The following is a 23312-nucleotide window of genomic DNA, read 5'->3' as shown; positions in this document are numbered from 1 at the left end:
TAGTAAAGGTGAAAGTTTATTCTCTGACAGGTAAAAGTGGCACCGGGAAAAGCTATCAGGCCATGAATCTCTGCAATGAGGAGAACATAGAAAGCATCATCGACGACGGGCTTTTTATCTATCACAGCAGGGTGGAGGCCGGTATTTCTGCCAAGCGCCAGAAGACGCATGTGGGCGCAATCAAAACGGCTTTGTTCACCCAGGATGCGCATCAGCAGGACGTGGCCTCCCGGATCCGGGAACTGTCACCGGACAGCATTCTGATTATCGGAACCTCGGACCGGATGGCAGATAAGATTGTCGCGCGTCTGGGACTTCCGCCCGTCAGCCGTCGGATCCACATTGAGGATATTACGACGGAGGAGGAACGGGAGACTGCCGAAAAGCAGAGAATCGGCCAGGGAAAACACGTGATCCCGGTGCCGACGCTCCAGCTGAAACGGGATTTTGCGGGGTATTTCATGGATCCGCTGAGAATATTCCGGGGCGGACTGTTCGGAGGTGACCGGCAGTCGGAGCGGACGGTTGTGAGACCTACCTTCAGCTATATGGGTGATTTTTTTATTTCGGACTCGGTTATTACTGATATTGCCGTGTGCGTCGGGAACGAGTCGCCGGGCATTGCAAAGGTGATGAAGGTTTATGAAAACACTGCGCCGGACGCGCTGGATGTGGATGTAAAAATCGCAGTGGACTCGAACGCCCGGTTCTGGGATGCGGCACTTGGTTTCCAGAAAGCGCTGGCGGAGCAGATCGAGTACATGACCGCCTTTAACGTCGTGCGAGTGGATGTGGAGATAAAGGCAATCGTATAAGAGACATCGTGCCGGATGCCCCGACAGGAAGAACGGTGGGGCAGGCCGCCGGCTTATACGGAGACTATGCGGGAACCGGATACCGACATGGTTGGGAAACCGGACGCTCTCATGGCTGGGAAACCGGTTGACACTGCCTTCCAAAAACAATATAATAGACTGAGTGCAGAAATTGCCTTTTATTAGCTTCGCCTGATATGGTCTGGGTCCTGCGCAATAGGATGCCGTGAACCTTGTCAGGTCCGGAAGGAAGCAGCAATAAGCGGAAGTTCTTATGTGCCGCAGATAAGCCTTTTCCTACGTCATGCGGAGCTACTAAAGGGCAATTTTGATTTTTCGGCGTCTGTACGACAGTGCGTCAGCGCAGAGGGGTCCTCCCTGCTGCGGATATCCGGCGCCGGAGCGAAATCCCGGGGTTGGCCTTCCGGCGAAAATGCGGGAGCCTGCGGACATCGGGGCGAGCGCGCCGGATCGTATTTTTGTGCAGCGAAAAGAAAGAAGGAGTCATGAAGCAATACCTGGCTTTGTACAGAGAAAACCGCCCGGAAACATTTTCGCAGGTTCTCGGGCAGGAGCACATTGTCAAAATTCTGAGGCATCAGATCGCCACGGATACAGTGGCACACGCGTACCTGTTCTGCGGGACGAGGGGCACCGGGAAGACGACTATGGCGCGGATTCTGGCCAAGGCGGTGAACTGCACCGGTGAGTCCGGAGAGAAGCCCTGCGGAGTATGCGACACCTGCCGGGACATTGCGGCGGGTAGATACGTCGATGTGGTTGAGATCGATGCGGCATCCAACAACGGTGTGGAGGATGTGCGTGATCTCCGCGAGAGCGTGAATTATCCGCCGGTTGTCGGCCGGAAGAAGGTTTACATCATCGACGAGGTTCATATGATGACCACCAACGCGTTCAACGCGTTTCTGAAAACGCTGGAGGAACCGCCGGCAGACGTTATTTTCATCCTGGCAACCACGGATCCGGAGAAGCTTCCGCCGACCGTCCTTTCCCGGTGCATGCGCCTGGATTTCAAGCGTGTATCCGGCCGGGAGATTCGGGAGAACATGCGGAGGATCTGCGCCGCGCACGGGGTGGAGATCACGGAGGACGCTCTCGCTCTGCTGGCGATGAATGCAGACGGGTCGGTGAGAGATTCGCTGAGCCTGCTGGAGCAGTGCATGAGCTCCGGAGAACCGCTGCTGGATCGTGATGTGATCCTGGAATTTCTGGGAGCTGCATCTGTGGAGTTCTATGCTGATCTGACGGAACGGACGCTGGAACACGATGTTGCCGGAGCGCTGCTGCTTCTGGAGGAAGCGCTGCAGGAGGGAAAGGACATCCGGCAGCTGATGCACGGCTGGATGGAGTATTACCGGAGTCTGCTCATTGCCAAGTTCGTGAAGGAGCCGCAGGATATGTTGAACATGTCTCTGGAGAATATCGACCTGCTGAAGGAGCAGGCGGGGCATATTAGGCTGGAGGCGCTGAATCGTAATATTGTCACGCTGGCACACACCATCAGTGACGCCCGCTATTCGACTCAGGCCAGAATCCTGATGGAGGTTGCAATTGTAACCATTGCCGAGGATATGGAATATGCCGGCCGGGCAGAGACACAGACGGGAGGAGCAACTGCGCAGCCGAGAAGAGCAGCAGAAACCGGACGGACTTCCGGCGGCGCTGCTGCAGGTCATGATGTGAGTTCGCGGAGAACAAAGGCCGGTTCGCCGGGCCGCTCCGCGTCTCCCCGGGCGCCGCGGCAGGAAATGCCGGCGTCGAACAACAGCAGGTTGCCTAAGTCTGCGGAAGCGCCGGCGGCGGAACAGAATGCCGGAACGGAACCTGCTGCGAGGGCACCTGCCGACAGCTCTGACAGGCTGGACGAAATCTGGCGGGATGTGTGCGAGGCGGACGGGCTGAGTCAGAACAGCGCAGGCGCCACTATGCGCAACGCACGGCTGGCGTCGATGAATGACAGTGAATTCAAGCTCATCGTCAGCGGAGATATGGCGCGTCGTATGCTTGAACGGAATTCAGAGCAGATCTGCGACCTGATGGAACAGCGAACCGGGCGGCGGAGGAAAATGGTCGTCCGGGAGATGAAGCAGGAGGGAAACCGGTCGAAGGATGAACGTTTGCAGCAGGTGGCCAGCGAGGCCGCAGATATTCTGGGAACAAAAGTAGATATAAGATAACGGAGGTTTTTCATGGGCAAAGGAATGAAAGCAGGAAAGCGCCCCAAAACGGGCGGAGCCAGGGGTGGAAAAAAAGGTCAGATGGCTCAGATTCAGCAGATGCAGGCTATGCAGAGGCAGATGGAGCAGATGCAGGCCGAGCTGGAGGAAAAAGAAGTTACCGCGACTGCGGGGGGCGGCGTCGTGACGGCGGTCGTCAGCGGGAAGAAGGAACTGATATCTCTGACGATTCAGCCGGAGGTCATTGATCCGGATGATGCAGAGACTCTGCAGGATCTTGTAATCGCTGCGGTGAATGAGGGAATGAGGCAGATTGACGAGCTGACGAACGATGAATACGGCAAGCTGACAGGCGGTCTGAATATCCCCGGAATGTAGGCGATTTATGGCACAGCAGTATCCGAAACCACTGGCGCGCCTGATTAGTGAGCTGGCCCGCCTGCCGGGTATCGGCAATAAGACCGCCCAGCGACTTGCGTTCCATATTCTGTCCCTGCCGGACGCTGAGGCAGAGTCACTCTCTGTATCCATTCGTGAGGCGAAGAAAACCATGCGTTACTGTTCCGTCTGCGGAAACCTGACGGATCAGGATCCCTGCCGGATATGCAGCGACAAAAGCAGGCGGGACGATATCCTCTGTGTAGTGGAAAGTCCTCAGGATGTAATGGCCATGGAGCGCATCCGTGAATACAACGGGCGCTATCATGTTCTGAACGGTGTGATTTCTCCGATGGAGGGGATCGGCCCGGGGGACATCAACCTGAAGCAGCTGATTCTGAGGCTTCAGCAGCATGAAGAGGTGAAGGAGGTCATTCTTGCGACGAATCCCAACATCGAAGGAGAGGCGACCGCCATGTATATTGCGCGTCTTCTGAAGCCGTCCGGTATCCGCGTGACGCGAATCGCTCACGGGCTGCCGGTAGGCGGAGATCTGGAATATGCGGACGAGGTGACGCTGCTGAAGGCGATCGAAGGGCGCACCGATCTGTAAAAGTGAAGAACATAAAAAACGGGTATCCAGAAGCGGCTGTCAGCCGCCCGGACCCGTATTTTGTTAGTGTACAGTAAACTCTTCCGCTCCGCCGGGGGAAGCCTGTGGCTTCTCCGGACTTCGCTTTGTTATCCCATCAGCGCCTTATACCATCCTGTGCCGGAGAAGAAAAAGCTGCTGAATTGCACAAAGATGACGATCGCCATGAAAATCGGACTGACATACCGCAGACAGAAATCGACGAAGGGACGGCTGCGATAATCGGAACTCAGCCGGACTTCGTCATCGATGAATCCGCGTCTGGACCAGCCCAGAAGAATCGCAGTGAGGAATCCGCCAAGGGGCATCAGGATGCCCTCCGCACCCAGGTCAAACACGTCCAGCCAGCTGCCCAGACCGAAGGGCTTCCAGACAGAGGGATTTCCACCCAGCTGATCCAGCGCGACCAGGATGCTTCCGAGAAGTGTGGTCAGGGTGATCAGAATCGTTACATGGCCGCGGCCGGCCGGTTTTCCTTTGCGTATGCGGTGATCCATCAGTGCGGAGATGCCGCCTTCCATCATACCGATAGATGAAGAAAATGCCGCCACGAAGACCAGGACGTAGAAGATGAATCCGAAGAGAGGGCCGGCCTTTCCCATCGCGTCGAAAACAGTCTGAAGAGATACGAACAGAAGTCCGGGTCCGGCAGAGGGCTCAAGTCCTTCCGAGAATACTGCCGGGAAAACAGCCATGCCTGCCAGAAGCGCCGCGGCGGTATCCATGACAGGAACGATCAGTGCGCTTTTCTCCAGGTTGTCTTCCTTTCTCATATAGGAGCCGTAGGCGATCAGTGCGCCGGAGCCCAGAGAAATCGAGAAGAACATCTGACTTCCCGCCGTCGCAAACACCTTGAACCAGCCGGTTCCTGCGAATACAGAGAAGTCCGGCTTGAACATGAAACGCAGACCCTCCATTCCGTTTGGCAGCGTGCAGCAGCGAATGACTGTGATGACCAGCATCACAAACAGAATGGGCATTCCGACAGAGCAGAATTTCTCGATTCCCTGTTCGATGCCGCGGTACACGACATAAGAGGTCATCCCGAGAAAGATCAGTGTGAAGATCGCCAGCACCTTGAAATCGGAGACAAAACTTCCGAAGAAATCGCTGCTCGCCATACCGTGAAGTCCGAAGGATGCGCCGATGACGTCACCGAAGTTGACGACGGCGTAGCGCATGACCATTCCGCCTAGCAGACAGTAGAAGCACAGCAGCAGGAACGGGACGGCGGTTTCAAACACGCCTGTGAATGCAAAACGCGGGTTGGCTTCACGGAATGCTTCCACAGCGCCCTTTCCGCTTTTGCGGCCTAGGGAAAATTCTGCCAAGAGCAGCGGATAGCCCACAAAGACTGCCATGAGAATATAGACAAGCAAAAAGGCAAATCCGCCGTTCGCTCCCATTTTATACGGGAAACTCCAGATGTTGCCCAGACCGATGGCGACGCCGACCGCCGACATCAGAAAACCAAAGTTGGATTTGAATCCACCCTTTCCAGAATCAGACATAATAATAAACTCCTCCGTTTTTCAAAGTAATGCTCGTTTAAAAAGTATGCATCAATTAGTGCATGCCGGCGCACAGCACGCCATACAGTTTGCCGCGGATTGTGCGCCGGGGCGCTGCGGACGAACCGCTATCAGCGCCGGTTAAGTCCGACGGGGACTTAATAAGCATGCACTAATTATAATTGTCTGAATAAAATGTGTCAACGAATATTGTCTTTTGCCGATGAATAATCAGGAGGACTGTGATATAATAATCGTGTTTGATGCACAGGCATTGTTCATACGGGAGGCAGTTATGGCAATCGATAAGGTAAAAGAATATTTCCGTCAGTTCGGTCTAGAGGACCGCATCCGGGAGTTCGACGTTTCCAGCGCGACCGTGGAGCTCGCGGCGCAGGCGGTGGGAGTCGAGGGAGCCCGCATCTGTAAGACGCTGTCGTTTCAGGTTCCTGACCAGGAGGATGCCTGCATTCTGATTCAGTTTGCGGGAGACGCGCGTGTCAGCAATCAGAAGTTCAAACAGACCTTCGGACACAAGGCGAAGATGCTGAGCGCAGAGAAGGTGCTGGAGCTGACAGGGCACGCTGTCGGCGGAGTCTGCGCCTTTGCGGTGGACAATCCGGACGTCCGTATTTACTGTGACGAATCCCTGAAACGCTTCGACACAGTTTTCCCGGCCTGCGGCAGTTCGAACAGCGCGATAGAACTCAGCCCGGACGAACTGTTCCGGTATTCCCGGGCGCTGGAATGGATCGACGTCAGTAAATTACCGGAGGTTCAGTAATGTTTTCCCATAGGACACCCAGGGAACCGCTGACGAGAAAACAGAAGCTCCGCCGGGAGGTTCTGCGGATTCTGGTCATCTCTGCTGCGGCACTTTTATCGGCCTTCAATCTGAACAGTTTCGTCGATACGGCGGATCTGTTTCCCGGAGGTTTTTCCGGCGCGGCGCTGCTGATCATACGGCTGACCGACAAATATTTGGGTCTGAAGCTGGCATATTCTGCGGTTTTTCTGCCACTGAATATCTTTCCGATTTATCTGGGGCTGCGGTACCTCGGAAAAAAGTTCACATTTTACTCAATGTACTTTACAATATTGTCCAGTGTACTGACCGATGCGATTCCGGCGATTCCCATCACCTATGATGTGCTTCTGATCTGTATCTTCGGCGGTCTCATCAACGGAATGACCATCGTTCTGTGTCTCTGGATGGACGCCAGCGGCGGTGGAACGGACTTCATTTCCATTGTTCTGCTGGAACGGAAGGGAATCAATGCATGGAATTATATACTGGCCGGCAACGTTGTGATTCTGAGCCTCGCGGGTATCTTTTTCGGGTGGGACAAAGCCCTGTATTCCATAATTTTCCAGTTCGTTACGACACAGGTCATTCAGAATCTGTTCAAGCGATATAACCAGTTGACTCTCATCGTGATTACCGATATGCCGGAGTCTGTCTATGATAAGATCAGCATTCTTACGCACCATGATGCGACGCTGTTCCGGGGCGAAGGCTTTTTCCGGGAAACCACAAAGCACATGATATACTCGGTTATCGGTGCAGATCAGGCACCGATGCTGATCCGGGAGATTCACGAAGTGGATCCCCATGCATTCATCAATGTGCTGAAAACAGAACGTCTGGCCGGACATTTCTATTCGAGACCGCGGGAGTGAGGCGCTGCCAGCGTCAAGACGTTGCGGCAGACACGCTGTCAGTAAGTTGGTTAAAAACCGCGGGCAGGAGAGCGACGGGAGAAACCGTTAATAAACATATGAAACCGAATGTCAGGCAGGAGGAGACAAATGGCAGGAATGATAATGAAAGGGGCGGAGGTAATTGCCGCCATGAAAGAAAAAATACTTCAGGATGTTACAGAACTGAAAACTCAGGGTATAGAACCGGTGATTAATATTATCCGGGTCGGCGCACGTCCGGACGATCTGGCGTATGAACGGGGTGCACGCAAGAGAATGGAGAGCGTCGGAATCCGTATGGATGTCACCGAACTTCCGGAGGACATCAGTCAGAAGGATTTCGCGGATGCTTTCCGCAGTGTCAATGATAATCCGGACGTTCACGGAATTATGCTCTTCCGGCCGCTCCCTCCCACTCTGGATGAAGAGGAGATTGCCGGAATGATTAACCCGATCAAGGACGTGGACTGTATGAGTCCGGTCAATATCGCCAAGGTGTTCGGCGGAGATTCAGACGGACATGCGCCGTGCACTGCGGAAGCCGTGATGGAAATGCTTGATTTTTACGGGATAGAGCTGAGTGGAAAGCGTGTCACCGTGGTGGGGCGCAGCATGGTGGTGGGGAAGCCGCTGGCCATGATGCTCCTGAAGAAGAACGCGACGGTGACGATGTGCCACACTCGTACAAAGGATCTGCCCGGCGCCTGCCGACAGGCAGAGGTGATTGCCGCAGCTGCGGGGCGGGCCGGCATGATAACCGCGGATATGGTCTCCGAAGGAGCGGTTGTAGCGGACGTCGGAATTAATGTGAACGAAGCGGGCAAACTCTGTGGAGATGTGGATTTTTCGGGAGTTTCAAAAAAAGCGGCCGCCATCAGCCCGGTGCCGGGCGGTGTCGGAGGAGTGACGACATCTGTGCTGGCCGCCCATGTTGTGCGTGCCGCGCAGATACTGGCGAAGTAGCGAACCGCAGCGCAGTAAGAAAGGAAACAGGTTGGATTTCAGAATTCATTCGGATTACAGACCCACCGGCGATCAGCCTCAGGCAATCGAAAAGCTGGTGGAGGGATTCCGGTCGGGAAAAAGATGTCAGACGCTGCTGGGAGTCACCGGCTCCGGCAAAACCTTTACGATGGCGAACGTCATCGAACAGATGCAGCGTCCGACTCTGATCATTTCTCATAACAAGACGCTGGCGGCGCAGCTGCACGGCGAATTCAGGGAGTTTTTTCCGGAAAACGCCGTAGAATACTTTGTCAGCTATTATGACTATTATCAGCCGGAGGCTTACGTGCCGTCCACCGACACGTATATTGAGAAAGACTCGGAGATTAACGATGAAATCGAAAAGCTGAGGCACAGTGCCACCGCGGCTCTTTTTGAGCGCCGGGATGTGATCATCGTTGCCAGCGTTTCCTGCATTTACGGACTGGGAAGTCCGTTCGACTATGAGAACCAGATGATTTCTCTGCGCCCCGGAATGGAGAAGTCCCGGGACGAGATTCTGCGGAAACTGGTGGATATCCAGTATACGAGAAACGATATGGTGCTGGAGCGCGGCAGCTTTCGCGCCAGAGGAGATATTCTGGATGTCTTCCCAGCGGGTGCGAACAATGCGGTGCGCATCGAGCTGTTCGGCGATGAGATTGAGACCATCAAGGAGCTTAATCCTGTAACCGGTGAAATTGTCGGTCTGCGGAACCATGTGGCAATTTATCCGGCAACCCACTATGTGACCTCGCCGGAAAATATGGAACGCGCCATGGGAACCATCGAGGAAGAACTGGAGGAACGGATCCGCTACTTTAAAGACAGGGGAAAACTGCTGGAGGCGCAGCGCATCGAGCAGAGAACACGGTATGACATGGAGATGCTCCGGGAGATCGGCACCTGCAAGGGCATTGAAAACTATTCCCGGCATCTGAACGGACTGCCGCCCGGCTCCCGCCCCTATACGCTGATGGATTACTTTCCGGAGGACTTTATCGTGATGATTGATGAGTCTCATGTCATGCTCCCGCAGCTGCGAGCCATGTATGCGGGCGATCGTTCCAGGAAACAGTCGTTGGTAGATTTCGGTTTCCGGCTGCCTTCGGCGCTGGACAACCGTCCGCTGAAATTCGAGGAGTGGGAGACTCTGGTGAACCAGATTTTGTTCGTCAGCGCCACGCCCGCAGCCTATGAGCGGGAGCATTCCGACGGTATTACCGCGGAGCAGGTGATCCGGCCTACGGGGCTGCTGGATCCGGAGATCGACGTCCGTCCAACGGAGGGGCAGATTGACGATCTGATCAGTGAGCTGAACACAACGATTGCCGGAGGCGGAAAGGCCTTTGTGACTACGCTGACAAAGAAGATGGCGGAAAGCCTGACGGATTATCTGGTGAATGCGGGGATTCGCACCCGCTATCTGCATTCGGAGGTCGATACGCTGGAACGGCTGGAAATCATTCGCGATCTGCGTCTGGGGGAATTCGACGTTCTGGTGGGGATCAACCTGCTGAGAGAGGGTCTGGATATTCCCGAGGTGACGCTGGTGGCTATCCTCGACGCGGACAAGGAAGGATTCCTGAGGACGGAGACCTCGCTGATTCAGACCATCGGACGTGCGGCCAGAAACGTGAACGGACATGTCGTCATGTACGGGGATTCCATCAGTAAGGCAATGCGGGCCGCCATTGATGAGACAGAACGGCGCCGGAGCATACAACAGAGATACAATGAGGAGCACGGGATCACGCCGCGGAGCATCGAGAAATCCGTCCGGGCTGTGATTGAGGCTACGCGTCCCGCGGAGGAAAAGGGCTACAAAGGAAAGAAGCCTGAAGAACTGACGACCCGGGAACTCAGAAAATACCTGGAGGAGATGGAGAAGGAGATGCGACAGGCCGCAGACGATCTGCAGTTTGAGAGAGCGGCCGAACTCCGCGACCGAATTTTTGAATATAAGTCAAGCAGGCTGTGAAAGCCGGTGGAAAAGGGGAATTAAATGGAAAATGAAATCATCGTCAAGGGTGCCAATGAAAACAATCTGCAGCACCTTGACGTGACAATACCGAAAAATAAGCTGGTGGTGATGACAGGGCTTTCCGGTTCCGGGAAGTCCTCCCTTGCGTTTGACACGATCTACGCTGAGGGACAGCGGAGATATGTGGAAAGTCTGTCCTCTTACGCCCGACAGTTTCTGGGCCAGATGGACAAACCGGATGTGGAGTTTATCAGTGGTCTGTCACCGGCCATCTCTATTGACCAGAAGACAACCAGCAAGAATCCGCGCTCCACAGTCGGTACGGTAACGGAAATCCACGATTATCTCCGTCTTCTCTACGCACGGATCGGGAAGCCTCACTGCCCGGTATGCGGACGGCCGATTTCTTCTCAGACTGTGGATCAGATCGTCGACGCCATCATGTCCTGGCCGGAGGGAACCCGTGTCATGATTATGGCGCCGGTTGTACGCCAGAGGAAGGGGGAGCACGTCCGGATTCTGGACCGCATCCGCAGAGAGGGCTATACCCGCGTCCGGGTGGACGGAGAAACGCTTTCGGTGGATGAGGATGAGATCCGGCTGGATAAAAAATTCCGCCATACGATTGAAATCGTCATCGACCGTGTGGTGGTGAAGCCCGGTCAGGAGGGCCGCATTTCAGAGGCTGTGGAGCTGGCCATGAAGGAGGGCGAGGGGCTGGTGAACGCCTGGCTCAGACATCAGGATTATGAAAAGGAACAGACTTTTTCCACCAAGCTCGCATGCCCGGAGCACGGAGCCAGCATTGAAGAGCTGGAACCGAGGATGTTTTCCTTCAACAGTCCCTTCGGCGCATGTGAGACCTGCAGCGGACTGGGTTTCACAGAGAAAATCGTGCCGGAAACCATGATCGATATGGACAAAAGCATCCTGAGGGGAGCGCTGAAGCGCATCTATGCCACCATGGAATTCAGCGGCTTCTACAAAAATATCGTACGGGTGCTTGCAGAGCAGGAAGGCGTGGATCTCAGCGTTCCATTCCGGGAGCTTCCAGAGAAATTCCGTCGGGAGATTCTTTACGGCACCGGAAACCGCAATGTCAAATATACCTATGTGAGCAGCACCGGTAAGACGCAGAAACGTAACCATCCGTTTGAAGGTCTGATCAGCAATGTGGAACGCCGTTACAGGGAGACGGGATCGGATTTCTTCAAGGAGCGGATGAGTAAATTCATGGTAACAAAGCAGTGTCCTGATTGTAAGGGACAGAGGCTGAAACCGGAGGTGCTGGCAGTCACCGTGGGCGGCTGCAACATTGCGGAGCTGTCGGATATGTCAGTACGCCGGGCGCTGGATTTTGTGGATAACATGGAACTGTCGGATAAGGATCGGATGATCGGACGTCAGATTCTGAAGGAAATCCATGAACGGCTGCATTTCCTTGTCAATGTGGGACTGGATTATCTGACTCTGAGCCGTGCGGCAGGAACACTGTCCGGCGGCGAGGCGCAGCGCATCCGCCTGGCAACGCAGATCGGCTCCGGTCTGACCGGGGTTTTGTACATCCTGGATGAGCCTTCCATCGGCCTTCATCAGAAGGACAACGATAAACTCCTTGCGACGCTGCGACACCTTACTGATCTGGGAAACACGCTGATCGTGGTGGAGCACGACGAGGATACCATGTATGCCGCGGATCATATTATCGACATCGGTCCCGGAGCGGGGATCTATGGTGGACGGCTGGTGGCACAGGGAACGGTGAAGGACATCTGCGCCTGCGAAGAGTCGATTACGGGGCAGTATCTGTCGGGCAGACGGAAAATCGCGGTTCCCCTGGCGCGCCGGCCCGGAAACGGAAAGAAAATTATCATCCGGGGTGCGGCGGAGAATAATCTGAAGCACATTGATGTGGAGATCCCGCTGGGGAAATTCGTCTGTGTGACCGGCGTTTCCGGCTCCGGAAAGAGCAGTTTGATTAACGAGATCCTGAACAAGGGAGCTTCCCGCGTTATCAACCGGTCTCAGCAGGAGGCCGGGAAATTCGACGAGATTCTGGGGCTGGAGAATATCGACAAGGTAATCGACATCGACCAGTCGCCTATCGGACGCACGCCCCGTTCCAATCCGGCAACCTATACAGGAATGTTCACTCATATCCGGGATCTGTTCGCGAGTCTCCCGGAAGCTAAGATGCGGGGCTTCGAGAAGGGACGCTTCAGCTTCAATGTCAAAGGCGGCCGGTGTGAGGCGTGCAACGGAGACGGGATAATCAAGATTGAGATGCATTTCCTGCCGGATGTTTATGTGCCCTGTGAGGTATGTCACGGGAAGCGGTATAACCGGGAGACCCTTGAGGTGAAATACAAGGACAAAAGCATATTTGATGTTCTGGATATGAGCGTAGCGGAAGCACTGGATTTTTTCAGGAATATTCCGTCGGTCAAACGTCAGCTGGATACGCTGAACGAGGTCGGTCTGGACTATATCAAGCTTGGTCAGCCCTCTACCCAGTTGTCCGGCGGAGAGGCACAGAGAGTCAAACTGGCGACAGAGCTGTCGAAGCGCAGCACCGGGAAGACTTTGTACATCCTGGATGAGCCCACGACGGGGCTCCACTTCGCGGATGTGGATAAACTCCTGGCCGTGCTGGACAAGCTGACCGACGCGGGAAATACAGTGGTGGTTATCGAGCATAATCTTGACGTGATCAAGCGGGCGGATCACATTATCGATCTGGGGCCGGACGGCGGAGACCGCGGCGGGACCATCGTTGCGACGGGTACGCCGGAGGAGGTCGCGGCGTGTGAAACGTCCTATACCGGACAGTTCTTGAAGAAAATGCTTAAGTAGAGTATAATGGTGGGCAGAGCCGGCATGACAAGATCGCCGGGAATACATTGAACACGAAGTAACCAAAAGGAGAAACCAAATGGTTAAAGAAAAAAACCTGACGATGCTCACGGATTTCTATGAAATTACGATGGCAAACGGATATCTGAAGTCAGGTATGATGAACGATATTGCATATTTTGACATGTTCTTCCGCAGAGTGCCGGATGAGGGCGGATATGCCATCATGGCCGGTATCGAACAGCTGGTGGAATATCTGGACAATTTGAAATTTACAGAGGAAGATATCGCGTATATCAGAGGGAAGGGAATTTTCTGCGAGGAATTTCTGGATTATCTGAAGAATTTTAAATTCGAGTGTGACGTCTGGGCGGTTCCGGAGGGGACGCCAATTTTCCCTCATGAGCCGATTGTGACGGTTCGGGGGCCTGTCATTCAGGCGCAGTTCGTGGAGACAATGATTCTTCTGATCATTAATCATCAGAGTCTGATTGCCACGAAGGCGAGTCGAATCGTCCGTGCTGCGCAGGGACGGCCGGTTATGGAATTCGGTTCCCGCCGGGCGCACGGTGCAACGGCGGCGGACATGGGCGCCAGAGCGGCATATATCGGAGGCTGCAGCGGTACGGCCTGCACTATCTCGGATCGGGATCATCATATCCCGGCACTGGGAACCATGGCGCACAGCTGGGTGCAGATGTTTCCGACTGAATATGATGCCTTTATCAAATACGCGGAGATCTATCCGAACAACTGCATTCTGCTGGTGGATACCTATAATGTGCTGAAATCCGGAGTTCCTGCAGCGATCCGGGCATTCCACGGGATGAAACCGAAAAAGATGGGGATCCGCATTGATTCCGGCGACATCGCCTACCTCACAAAGCGGGCGCGGAAGATGCTGGACGAGGCCGGACTGCAGGACTGTACGATTACCATTTCCAATTCTCTGGATGAATATCTGATCCGTGACGTGATTCTGGAGGGCGCGCAGATCGACTCCTTCGGAGTCGGCGAGCGGCTGATCACCGCCAAGTCTGAACCGGTGTTCGGCGGCGTATACAAGCTGGCGGCGCTGGAGAAGGACGGGAAGATCATCCCGAAAATCAAGATTTCAGAGAACGTGGAAAAGATCACAAACCCGGGATTCAAGACATTGTACCGTCTCTATGACAGAGACAGCGACAAGGCTCTGGCGGATGTGCTGACGGTGGACGGCGAGACCATCCCCGAGCAGGACGGATATGTGATCTTTGATCCGAACGCCATCTGGAAAAAGAAGACTCTGAACAACTTCTATGTCCGCAATCTGCGGGTACAGCTCTTCAGGCACGGCGAAAAGGTCTATGACTGTCCTGATATTGAGACTGTGCGGAATTACTGCGCGGAGCAGATGGAGACACTGTGGGAGGAGACCCTGCGCTTTGAAAATCCGCAGACATATTACGTGGATCTTTCCCAGAAACTCTGGAACATCAAGAACGATCTGATCGAGGAGCATAATATCCGATAGAGAATAGGCTTCGGCAGAGTGCAGTCTCTGATGGGGCGCGGCCTCCGGCGGAGCACTGTATGCGGCATCGCTGCAATATCTCCCGGAGAATATATGGAAACAAATGACTTGTGAGGTGAGACGCATCCGAATGGAACGGCGGATTCGCCTCGCTTTTTGTTTTTGTGCCTCGTGAAATCGCGGAGGAATTGAGGGATGGCATAACCCTTGCATTAATAGTAGCAAAGGGGGTGCGTTCTGTTGCGGGACGCGGACCTGAAATCAAGACAACGGGAGATGAATAGAATGTATAATTTTACGATGAGCATTCCCACGGAGATCATTTTCGGAGAGGGTGCTGAAGAACAGGCGGGGATGCAGATGAAGCGGTATGCGGATCGGATTCTGCTACTGTATGGAAGCGAGCGTATTTTTCGTACCGGACTGGGGCAGCGCCTGACAGCGCGTCTGGAAGAGGCCGGATGCACGGTGGTGCCCCAGGGAGGTGTGACGGCCAATGCGGACAGTGAACTTATCCGGAAAGCGGTTCGTGTGATTCGCGATCGAGAACTGAACGGGATTCTGGCTGTGGGCGGCGGAAGCGTCATCGATTCCGCGAAGGCGGCGGCGGCCGGCGCCTGCCTGAGAGGAACGGTTGAGGAACTGTTCAGAGGCGATATTGAACCGGAGGCATTTCTGCCCGTCGGTGCAGTCGTGACGCTTCCTGCGACGGGAAGTGAAGCCAACGGAATGGCGGTGATCCAGGATCACGAGACCCACGACAAGCTGCTTCGCTACTTTCCACAGTTCAAACCCCGCTTTGCTCTGCTGGATCCGGCGCTCACGGTGACGCTTCCGGCGCGGCAGACCGCGGCGGGAGGCTTCGATGTTTTCGCCCATGCGTTCGAGCGTTTTTTTGATCTTCGAAGAGAAAGCGTTCTCCTTGACAGAATGACAGCCGGACTGATGAAGACGGTGACGGAATGCCTTCCCCGTGTGATTCATGATCCCGGTGATCTGCAGAACCGGGCGGAGATGATGTTTGCGGCGACGGCGGCTCACAGTGATATGTTGGGACCTGGAGGGGACTTTGCCTGTCATACCATGTCTCATATTCTTACAAAGGAATACGGACTCGCGCACGGTGCGGCGCTGGCGATGCTGATTCCCGCGTGGTGCAGGGAAATGTTTCCGAAAAACGGTGAAAGATTTGCAGAGTTTTACCGGCAGGTATTTGGAGAAAAGGAACCCCGAAGGGGGCAGGAGCGTTTGGAGACGTTCGTCGATGAAATCGGACTTCCCCGTAAACTGGGCAGCGCCGGTATCGGGCCGGAGAAACTGGCTGAGGAAACGATGGATTCAGTCCCGCAGGTCGGCGAGGGTTTCTGTGACGGAATGAATGAGGAGGAGATAATCCGCGTGTTCCGCCGGATAATGCCGTAGGCCGGAGGTCCCTTTTGTTGCGTTGCCGCAACGCTGTCGGAGGTGCGTGCAACAAAGTAGAGTATACTTTGTTAAAAAATTGTTCAAATAACGGCATTTACACCTTGGCATGGTACTTGCTGATTTAATATGGCAGGAATCATTCGATATCGAAAATATCACAGCTCGTGAAAGGAGATACTATGAGCAGTAAATCGAAAGTAGCCCTGGTGAAAGGGGCTGACATTCAGGAGGATGTCACGAGAGTGTTCGACCTTCTCGGCGGAGTGCAGAATCTGATTCAGAAGGGATCGGTAGTGATGCTGAAACCGAATGCGGGACATGCGGAACCGCCGGAAACTTCGGTATGTACCAACCCGGAGGTCATCCGCGCCGTGATCCGCGAGGTGAAGAAGGCAGAGCCAAAGGAAATCGTAATCGCTGAAGCCGCCGCGATCGGCTGCGATACGGTAGAGTGCTTTGAGGTCAGCGGAATCGCGAAGATGGCTGAGGAAGAAGGCGTCGAGTGCTATGACATCAAGAGGGACAAGGATCTCGTCAACGTCGCGGTGCGCGGTTACAGATCCAATCTGGATCACATCAAGCTTCCCCGGAGACTGATGGAGGCAGATCACCTGATCAATCTGCCTATCCTGAAGGCGCATGCCAGCATGGTATTCTCCGGAGCGCTGAAGAATATCAAGGGCGTGGTACAGGACAAGGTTCACATGCAGATGCATCAGCAGAATCTGACCATGGCGATGATGGACGTATGGTCTGTATGCAGGGCGGATCTGAACATCATGGACGCGTACAGAGCGGCCAGCGGATACAGCCCCCATATGCCGGTGCCTATTGAATCCAACATGATTCTTGGCTCAAAGGATCCTGTCGCTATCGACCGGGTCGCCTGTGAGGTCACCGGAATCGATACCTCCGGCGTCAGCTATTTCACGGTAGCCGAGGAAGCCGGACTGGGAAGCTACAGCATGGATCAGATTGAGGTTGTGGGACAGACCATCGAGGAATGCTTCAAGCCAATGTGGATTCCGTACATCGGAGACATGAGTAAACGGTGGCCGGAATATGACGTGCGGTGCGACGGCGCATGCTCCAGCTGTCAGGCACTGCTTGCCATCAACATGGAAGAACTGAAGGCAGTAGGCGAGTACGACAAAAACGCGGGAATGACCATCGTCGCGGGACCGAAAAATGAGGTTCCGAAGGATATTCCCGATGAGAAGATCGTGCTCCACGGGAACTGTACAAAGAAATATTTGAAGGATCATCCGAACGCCTATTGGATTCTCGGATGCCCGCCGAATGAGCCGGCACTGTATCTGACTGTCCAGAGAAAAGAGACCATCAACGGAATGGGTGACCAGGAGGATGAAATCATCCGTCCCTGCATGAAGAGGGACGAACCCGTATGGCGCGACTATGTGTTCAAAGCCGCGGAAGAGTATTACAAAGAACATCCGGAGAGTAAATAATCATGCTGAACGATTACGTATCCTACAATAATGACGATGAATTCAAAAAAATTCTGGAGGACATCTTCACAGATGAATTCATGCAGAAATACACCAATCTGGAAAATTTCGAGGCATTTAAGTATTCCAGCGCTGTCATGTGCACATGGGATTCGCCGAGACTGGTGTATTCCAAGACACTGTTGGACGGCTTTGTCCGGGAAAGCAGTCAGTTTGACACGTGGGATGAAATGGTCGTGACCGCCACAGATCAGAGATTCGGAAAGAATTAGATGTTTCCTCCGGCGGTGCGGAAACCTGCTGCATCGGGTTCTGCGGCCTGATTGGAGAAATTCTCAGCCGCATGCACTTGTGCAGAAGCACGGGTGCATGTGCGGCAGCAGACGTATCGCCGGCGACAACCATATGGAGGTTTACTATGTCAGATAACAATGTGAAATTACAGTCGGAAAACACAAGGGCCGACTTCGGAAAGGGCTGGCTGATCATCTTCTACTGCATGATCATGTTCTGGTTCCTCATCGGTTATTCCATCGACGGACAGAATATCGTTATTGAGGCGTTCTCGGGTGCGCACTGGAAGGCGCTGGGCTACGCTTCGCAGACGGCGCTGCATGCGAGACTTCTGGATATGGCGTTCTATGCGGGTCTGATCGGTGTAGTCGCGTACTTCATCATCGGGCGCATCTGCGTTAAGATCGGAGCCAGGGCGCTTTCCGCAGTCTTCCTCGGACTGGCGGGCGCATCGTACATCTATTACGGAGCGTCTCAGACAGTATTCTCTTACTTTATCGGCCTGACACTGGTGACAATTTTCATCAACGGCGCTGCGTATATTGGCGGGGGGAATCTGGTTACCCAATGGTTCCCGAAGAAGAAGGGCCTTGCCAACGGATTTACGACGATGGGGCATAATCTGGGATCCGCACTCTACGTTCCTCTGATTTCCGCGCTGATCGGAGGCCTCGGCATGGCTGCCGGAATGAGAGTCATGGGAATTGTCGGCATCGTTGTGGCCATTATAGGCTACATCGTGATCCGGAACACGCCTCAGGAGAGAGGAGTCTACCCGGACAACGTCAGCAAAGATGTTTATGAAGCGGAATATGCGGATATGAGTTCTGAGAACACCAGCAGATGGACGGTTGCATCCCTGCTGAAAACTCCGGAGATGTGGGTGGTCGCTATCATCATCGGAATTAACCAGCTGGTCACCACCGGAGTCATGAGCCAGATGGTATCCAGAAACATTGAGTTGGGATTCACACCCACCAAGGCAGTATTCATGATGACGGTATGTGCCCTCGTCGGGCTGGCCGGCTCCTACGGATTCGGGTTCATCGACCAGAAACTGGGTGTCAAGACCGCGGTTCGTGCATTCCTGATCTGGTACATCGTTGCCCTCGGAGTCAACTATATTCTGAACAATCAGCTGGGCGGATATATCTGTGTCGCCATGGTCGGCGTTGCCATCGGAGCGGCGGCAAACTTCATGACGTCCCTTCCGGCTTCGGTATTCGGGAGACACAATTTCGATCTCGTCTATTCCATCTACTTCCCGATTATGGAGATCGTGCTGATGCTGAACTACAAAATCAATTCTCTCGCGCTGACCATCACCGGATCCCTGAGGGGAGCCTACATCGTATTCATCGTGCTGCTGGCGGTGAACATCATCCTGATCTCTGTGCTGAATACGAGAAAATATAATCTGGACTACGCGAAGGAAGACTCAATTACAGGAAAGGAAGCATAAGCAATGAGAAATGTCGTCATAGTAGCAGGCTGCAGAACGCCTATCGGAACCATCGGCGGGCAGTTTAAGACCATTACGTCACTGGATCTTTCCATCCCTGTCATGCAGGCGCTGGTAGAGCGGGCGGGTATCGATCCCGCGATGATCGAGGATGTAATCTGGGGCTGCAACTATCAGAGGACCTACAAAGAAAACAACCTGGCCCGCGTTGCCGCGGTCAAGGCGGGTCTGCCGGTTACGGTGCCGGGAATCACGATCCACAGAAACTGCACGTCGTCGATGTCGTCGATTCAGTTCGGCTACTATCAGATTAAGGCCGGCGAGGCGGACTGCATCATGGCGGGAGGCGCGGACAGCATGAGCACCGCCCCCCACATGGTGTTCGACGCCAGATACGGCAAGAAGTACGGCCATATGGAACTGAGGGATTCCATGTGGGATTCCCTGACGAATCTGGGCGTCGGTCCGGCGATGGGAATCACCGCAGAAAATGTGGCTGAGAAGTATCATGTAACCAGAGAGGAAATGGATCGCTATTCCCTCCGCTCCCAGCAGAGAGCAGTGGCAGCCATTGATGCCGGAAAATTCAAGGATGAGATTATCCCTGTCACAGTGCACGGAAGAAAAGGCGATACTACCTATGATACCGACGAGTATCCCAGGAGAAACGCGAGCTATGAGGCGCTGGCGAAGCTGAAGCCAACCTTTAAGGAGGACGGAACCGTGACCGCAGGCAATGCGTCCGGCATGAACGACGCGGCTTCCGGCGTGATCCTGATGGAGGAGGAAAAAGCCAAGGAACTGGGGCTGAACATCATCTGCCGCATAAGATCGGTGGCGACGGTGGGAGTTCCTCCGGAGCTGATGGGAATCGGCCCCATCGACGCCTCCAGAAAAGCGCTGGACAAGGCGGGAATGACCATCGACGATATCGATCTGTTCGAAATCAACGAGGCCTTCGCCGCTCAGTGCCTTGCATGCCAGAAGACGCTGGGAATTCCGGATGACAAACTGAATGTGAACGGCAGCGGTATTTCCCTCGGTCATCCCGTGGGCGCAACCGGCTCCCGTCTGGTCATCACCTGCATGTACGAGCTGATGAAACGCGGGCAGAAATACGGTCTCGCCACCCTGTGTGCAGGCGGCGGCATGGGTACTGCGGTCATCATTGAAATGGTATAGATATCGAAAGTGTTCAGGACTGCTGAAGTGTTGCCGGCCGGCATACAAGGAAAAGGTCTGGCCGACAGATAACAGCAACATGACAAGAAAACAAAGCCCTTTCAGATTCAGAAAGAAATAAACTGAATTTGAAAGGGCTTTTACATCTGTTTGCACTGTTGAAAATACAGCAGTCTTGTCCCGCTTGTATCAAAACTCCCGGAGACTGTGCTACTTGGTCCCCGGATAGTCGATCCCGTACTGCTTGATTTTGCGGGATATTGTGGAGGCGTTGACGCCCAGACGGGCACCGGCGTCCCGCAGGCTTTTCGAGTTTTTCAGAACCGTCTCGATGAGATTCTTTTCATAATTTTCCACGGACTGGGCCAGGGTTCCGGTGCCGGTGGCCGGGTTGTCGCTCTGAGAAATGTCCAGAATTCCTCGGAGAGTCTCCTCGTCCACGTGGTCGCTGCCGGAAGCACAGATCGTCAGATACTCGACGACGTTTTCCAGCTCTCTCACGTTGCCCGGCCAGTGATAGGCACGGAAGACTTCTCTGTTTTTTTCAGACAGAGTCAGACGGCGATGGTGCTTTTCCGCGAACACATCGATGAAGTGGTCGGTAAGCGCATCGATATCGTTGATCCGCTCCCGTAGCGGCGGGATGTTGACCGGAATAACGTTCAGCCGGTAGAAAAGATCCTGTCGGAACGTGCCCTCCGCGATTTTTTTCTTCAGATCGCTGTTGGTGGCGGCGATGAACCGGATGTCCAGCTGAATCGGTTTGGTGCCCCCTACGCGGGTTATTTTTTTGTCCTGAAGCGCCCGCAGAAGCTTCACCTGAAGATCCATGGGCATGTCGCCGATTTCGTCCAGGAGAAGCGTGCCGCCGCTGGCCATTTCAAAGAGTCCCGGCTTTCCGCCGGAGTTCGCGCCGGAGAACGCGCCGCGCTCGTAGCCGAAAAGTTCGGATTCCAGCAGGTTGGCGGGAATCGAGGCACAGTTTACCTTGATGAAGGTCCGGTCGCTGCGGTCGCTGCGGCGGTAAATTTCATCCGCGATGACCTCCTTGCCGACGCCGGATTCTCCGGTGATCAGCACTGTCGCGTCGGTGGGAGCGGCGAGGGCGATGATATCGGAGATTTTTTTCAGTGAGTAGGAAGCGCCGATAAGCCGATCGGCGGACATGGAAGGGGCCTTCGCGTTTTTGTGAATCGTGACGTGCTGCTGGTCCTTGGTGCGGTCGATTTCGGAGAGGAAGCGGCCGTAGTCTTCATGCAGAGCCTGAAGTGAAAGGATCGGACGGCTGCTGACCACCACCTGAGTCAGCTCTCCGTTTCTGTCAAAAATGGGAACGCCCACGGTATATCCGACTTCGGGTGGATCCTTCTTCTGTACTGTCGAGAGGCGGAAAATCTTCTTTTTCTCTTTAATGACGTCCAACGTCGAGCCGCCGGTGAACAGTGTGCCCTCCCGGACGATATCGCTGGTGAGGCGTCCCAGGACCTCTTCCGGCTCAATGTTGGTGTTCTTTTTGTGAGCCGGATTCACATACATGACGCGTCCTTCCCTGTCGGTGATGTAAATGCTGTCGTCGAGGCTGTCCACCACGACCTTGAAATCGATTCCGGCCTCGTGAAAACAGTGGAGATCGGCCTTGATACTCTGCAGCAGCGCCAGGGCGGCGTCCGGATCCTTATAGTCCTCTCTCTTGACGGCGTCGTCGATTTTTTCAATTACTTCCTGTATGGCTAATGTCTGATTCATCGCGTCCTCCCGGTTATTTTCCTTATTATACCACCGATGGGTGGAATGATAAAGGGAAGGATGAGCACTGAAAGCAAATTTGTTGCCGGACTGCAACGGGAATGACGCTGTGCAACTTGAGGGCCGCCGGAACGGCGTATTTTCAATGGTTTTGTGGTGGCACAAAGCTTGCGTTTGTATATGTGCGCAAAGAGAACGGCAACAGCGCCGTCATATTTTGTAGCAGGAGGAAACAAAAATCATGTATGAAACACGGAGACTGAATGACAAAAGTAAGGTGATCGTGACCGCGGCGCTGACCGGCGCGGTGACCACGAAGAAGGATAACCCTAATCTTCCGACGCAGCCGGAGGAAATTGCGGCGTCCGCGCTGGCGTGCTGTGACGTGGGAGCATCTGCGGTGCATATTCATGTGAGGGATGACAATGACGCGGCCAGCATGCGGTTTGACAAGTTTGCGGAGACGGTCAAGCTGATCCGGGACGCCGGTTCGCCGCTGGTGCTGAATCTCACGTCCTCCGGAGGACAGGGCTTTTCGTGGGAGGAGCGCATCCGTCCCTTCCGTGAACTGAAGCCCGAGCTGGCCTCCTTCGACGCAGGAACCATGAATTGGCTGAACAGTGTGGTGTTTATGAATGAACCGGAATTTCTTGAGCTGTGCGGAAAGGAAATGATCGCAGCGGGCGTCAAGCCGGAGATCGAGATCTTCGATATCGGGATGCTGAACACGGCGAAGTATTATATCAGGAAAGGGATTATTCAGGAGCCGGCGCACTTCCAGCTCTGCCTCGGCGCGGCCGGCGGAATGGAAGCGACGACGGAGAATCTGCTGTACCTCGTCAATCACCTTCCGGAGAAATGCACATGGAGCGCCTTCGGTATCGGGAAGGGCGCCAACGAGATCATGATGGCGGCTCTCGCCTTAGGCGGCAACGTGCGCGTGGGACTGGAGGACAATGTTTACTACAACAAAGGGCAGCTGGCGGGGTCGAATCAACAGTTCGTAGCACGAGTGAAACGAATTGTGGAGGAGCTGGGAAAAACCGTTGCGACGCCTGATGAGGCCCGTCAGATACTGGGCGTGTAAAACAGCTGCCGCCCCGGTGGCCGGAAAATCCGTTGCCTGACTGCAACGACATGCGCGG

General features: G+C 54.4%; 18 protein-coding genes and 1 other RNA gene. 17 read left to right on the top strand and 2 right to left on the bottom strand.

Going from position 1 to position 23312, the window contains the following annotated elements; translation table 11 throughout:
- The first annotated feature begins 8 nt into the window (after window positions 1-8).
- The 5 genes from FYJ64_RS08225 (at window position 9) to recR (ending at window position 4004) form a co-directional block, all read left to right on the top strand.
- The gene (locus FYJ64_RS08225; RefSeq protein ID WP_154574681.1) at window positions 9-815 is read left to right on the top strand and encodes an Asp23/Gls24 family envelope stress response protein; all 807 of its coding nucleotides are present in this window, start codon (window positions 9-11) and stop codon (window positions 813-815) included.
- Between the two features lie 200 nt (window positions 816-1015).
- Window positions 1016-1115: signal recognition particle sRNA small type (ffs, locus tag FYJ64_RS08220), an RNA gene on the top strand.
- Between the two features lie 206 nt (window positions 1116-1321).
- A complete protein-coding gene (dnaX, locus tag FYJ64_RS08215) occupies window positions 1322-3013 on the top strand; it encodes a DNA polymerase III subunit gamma/tau (protein ID WP_154574680.1) in 1692 nt (563 codons plus the stop codon).
- 12 nt (window positions 3014-3025) lie between these two features.
- The gene (locus FYJ64_RS08210) at window positions 3026-3391 is read left to right on the top strand and encodes a YbaB/EbfC family nucleoid-associated protein (protein ID WP_154574679.1); all 366 of its coding nucleotides are present in this window, start codon (window positions 3026-3028) and stop codon (window positions 3389-3391) included.
- A 7-nt stretch (window positions 3392-3398) separates the two neighbouring features.
- The gene (recR, locus tag FYJ64_RS08205) at window positions 3399-4004 is read left to right on the top strand and encodes a recombination mediator RecR (protein WP_154574678.1); all 606 of its coding nucleotides are present in this window, start codon (window positions 3399-3401) and stop codon (window positions 4002-4004) included.
- Window positions 4005-4132: 128 nt separating this feature from the next.
- Here recR and FYJ64_RS08200 read toward each other — a convergent pair whose 3' ends face one another.
- Window positions 4133-5554 carry a sodium-dependent transporter gene (locus tag FYJ64_RS08200; protein WP_154574677.1) on the bottom strand — a complete coding sequence of 474 codons (1422 nt, stop codon included), beginning with the start codon at window positions 5552-5554 and terminating at the stop codon, window positions 4133-4135.
- A gap of 295 nt (window positions 5555-5849) precedes the next feature.
- On the opposite strand from FYJ64_RS08200, the gene FYJ64_RS08195 reads away from it, so the two are divergent.
- From FYJ64_RS08195 to FYJ64_RS08145, 11 genes are all read left to right on the top strand, one after another.
- Window positions 5850-6338 carry a YbaK/EbsC family protein gene (locus FYJ64_RS08195; RefSeq protein ID WP_154574676.1) on the top strand — a complete coding sequence of 163 codons (489 nt, stop codon included), beginning with the start codon at window positions 5850-5852 and terminating at the stop codon, window positions 6336-6338.
- A complete protein-coding gene (locus FYJ64_RS08190; RefSeq protein WP_154574675.1) occupies window positions 6338-7234 on the top strand; it encodes a YitT family protein in 897 nt (298 codons plus the stop codon). The genes FYJ64_RS08195 and FYJ64_RS08190 overlap by 1 nt, the downstream gene beginning before the upstream one ends.
- A 129-nt stretch (window positions 7235-7363) precedes the next feature.
- Entirely contained in the window at window positions 7364-8218 is an 855-nt protein-coding gene (locus FYJ64_RS08185; protein WP_154574674.1) for a bifunctional 5,10-methylenetetrahydrofolate dehydrogenase/5,10-methenyltetrahydrofolate cyclohydrolase, read from the top strand.
- A gap of 31 nt (window positions 8219-8249) precedes the next feature.
- Window positions 8250-10220 carry an excinuclease ABC subunit UvrB gene (uvrB, locus tag FYJ64_RS08180; RefSeq protein WP_235897153.1) on the top strand — a complete coding sequence of 657 codons (1971 nt, stop codon included), beginning with the start codon at window positions 8250-8252 and terminating at the stop codon, window positions 10218-10220.
- Between the two features lie 24 nt (window positions 10221-10244).
- Entirely contained in the window at window positions 10245-13076 is a 2832-nt protein-coding gene (gene uvrA, locus FYJ64_RS08175; protein WP_154574672.1) for an excinuclease ABC subunit UvrA, read from the top strand.
- A gap of 79 nt (window positions 13077-13155) precedes the next feature.
- Window positions 13156-14589 carry a nicotinate phosphoribosyltransferase gene (locus tag FYJ64_RS08170; protein ID WP_154574671.1) on the top strand — a complete coding sequence of 478 codons (1434 nt, stop codon included), beginning with the start codon at window positions 13156-13158 and terminating at the stop codon, window positions 14587-14589.
- A gap of 285 nt (window positions 14590-14874) precedes the next feature.
- Window positions 14875-16011 (top strand): iron-containing alcohol dehydrogenase, encoded by a 1137-nt coding sequence (locus FYJ64_RS08165; RefSeq protein WP_206045598.1) that lies wholly within the window; start codon window positions 14875-14877, stop codon window positions 16009-16011.
- A 182-nt stretch (window positions 16012-16193) separates the two neighbouring features.
- Window positions 16194-17483 carry a DUF362 domain-containing protein gene (locus FYJ64_RS08160; protein WP_075712709.1) on the top strand — a complete coding sequence of 430 codons (1290 nt, stop codon included), beginning with the start codon at window positions 16194-16196 and terminating at the stop codon, window positions 17481-17483.
- 2 nt (window positions 17484-17485) lie between these two features.
- Window positions 17486-17755, top strand: a complete 270-nt coding sequence (locus FYJ64_RS08155) for a hypothetical protein (protein ID WP_154574669.1) — start codon at window positions 17486-17488, stop codon at window positions 17753-17755.
- 146 nt (window positions 17756-17901) lie between these two features.
- The gene (locus tag FYJ64_RS08150; RefSeq protein ID WP_154574668.1) at window positions 17902-19239 is read left to right on the top strand and encodes an MFS transporter; all 1338 of its coding nucleotides are present in this window, start codon (window positions 17902-17904) and stop codon (window positions 19237-19239) included.
- A gap of 3 nt (window positions 19240-19242) precedes the next feature.
- Window positions 19243-20421: a thiolase family protein gene (locus FYJ64_RS08145; RefSeq protein ID WP_154574667.1), complete on the top strand. Its 1179-nt coding sequence runs from the start codon at window positions 19243-19245 to the stop codon at window positions 20419-20421.
- A gap of 210 nt (window positions 20422-20631) precedes the next feature.
- Here FYJ64_RS08145 and FYJ64_RS08140 read toward each other — a convergent pair whose 3' ends face one another.
- Entirely contained in the window at window positions 20632-22167 is a 1536-nt protein-coding gene (locus FYJ64_RS08140; protein ID WP_154574666.1) for a sigma-54 interaction domain-containing protein, read from the bottom strand.
- Window positions 22168-22408: 241 nt separating this feature from the next.
- Between FYJ64_RS08140 and FYJ64_RS08135 the strand changes: the two genes are divergently transcribed.
- Window positions 22409-23254: a beta-keto acid cleavage family enzyme gene (locus tag FYJ64_RS08135; protein WP_154574665.1), complete on the top strand. Its 846-nt coding sequence runs from the start codon at window positions 22409-22411 to the stop codon at window positions 23252-23254.
- Window positions 23255-23312 lie beyond the last annotated feature (58 nt).

This window comes from Hornefia butyriciproducens, from assembly GCF_009695915.1.
GTDB classification, from domain to species: domain Bacteria; phylum Bacillota; class Clostridia; order Peptostreptococcales; family Anaerovoracaceae; genus Aminicella; species Aminicella butyriciproducens.
The sequence above is the reverse complement of the archived record's forward strand: the minus strand, read 5'-3'. Positions and strand labels throughout refer to the sequence as shown.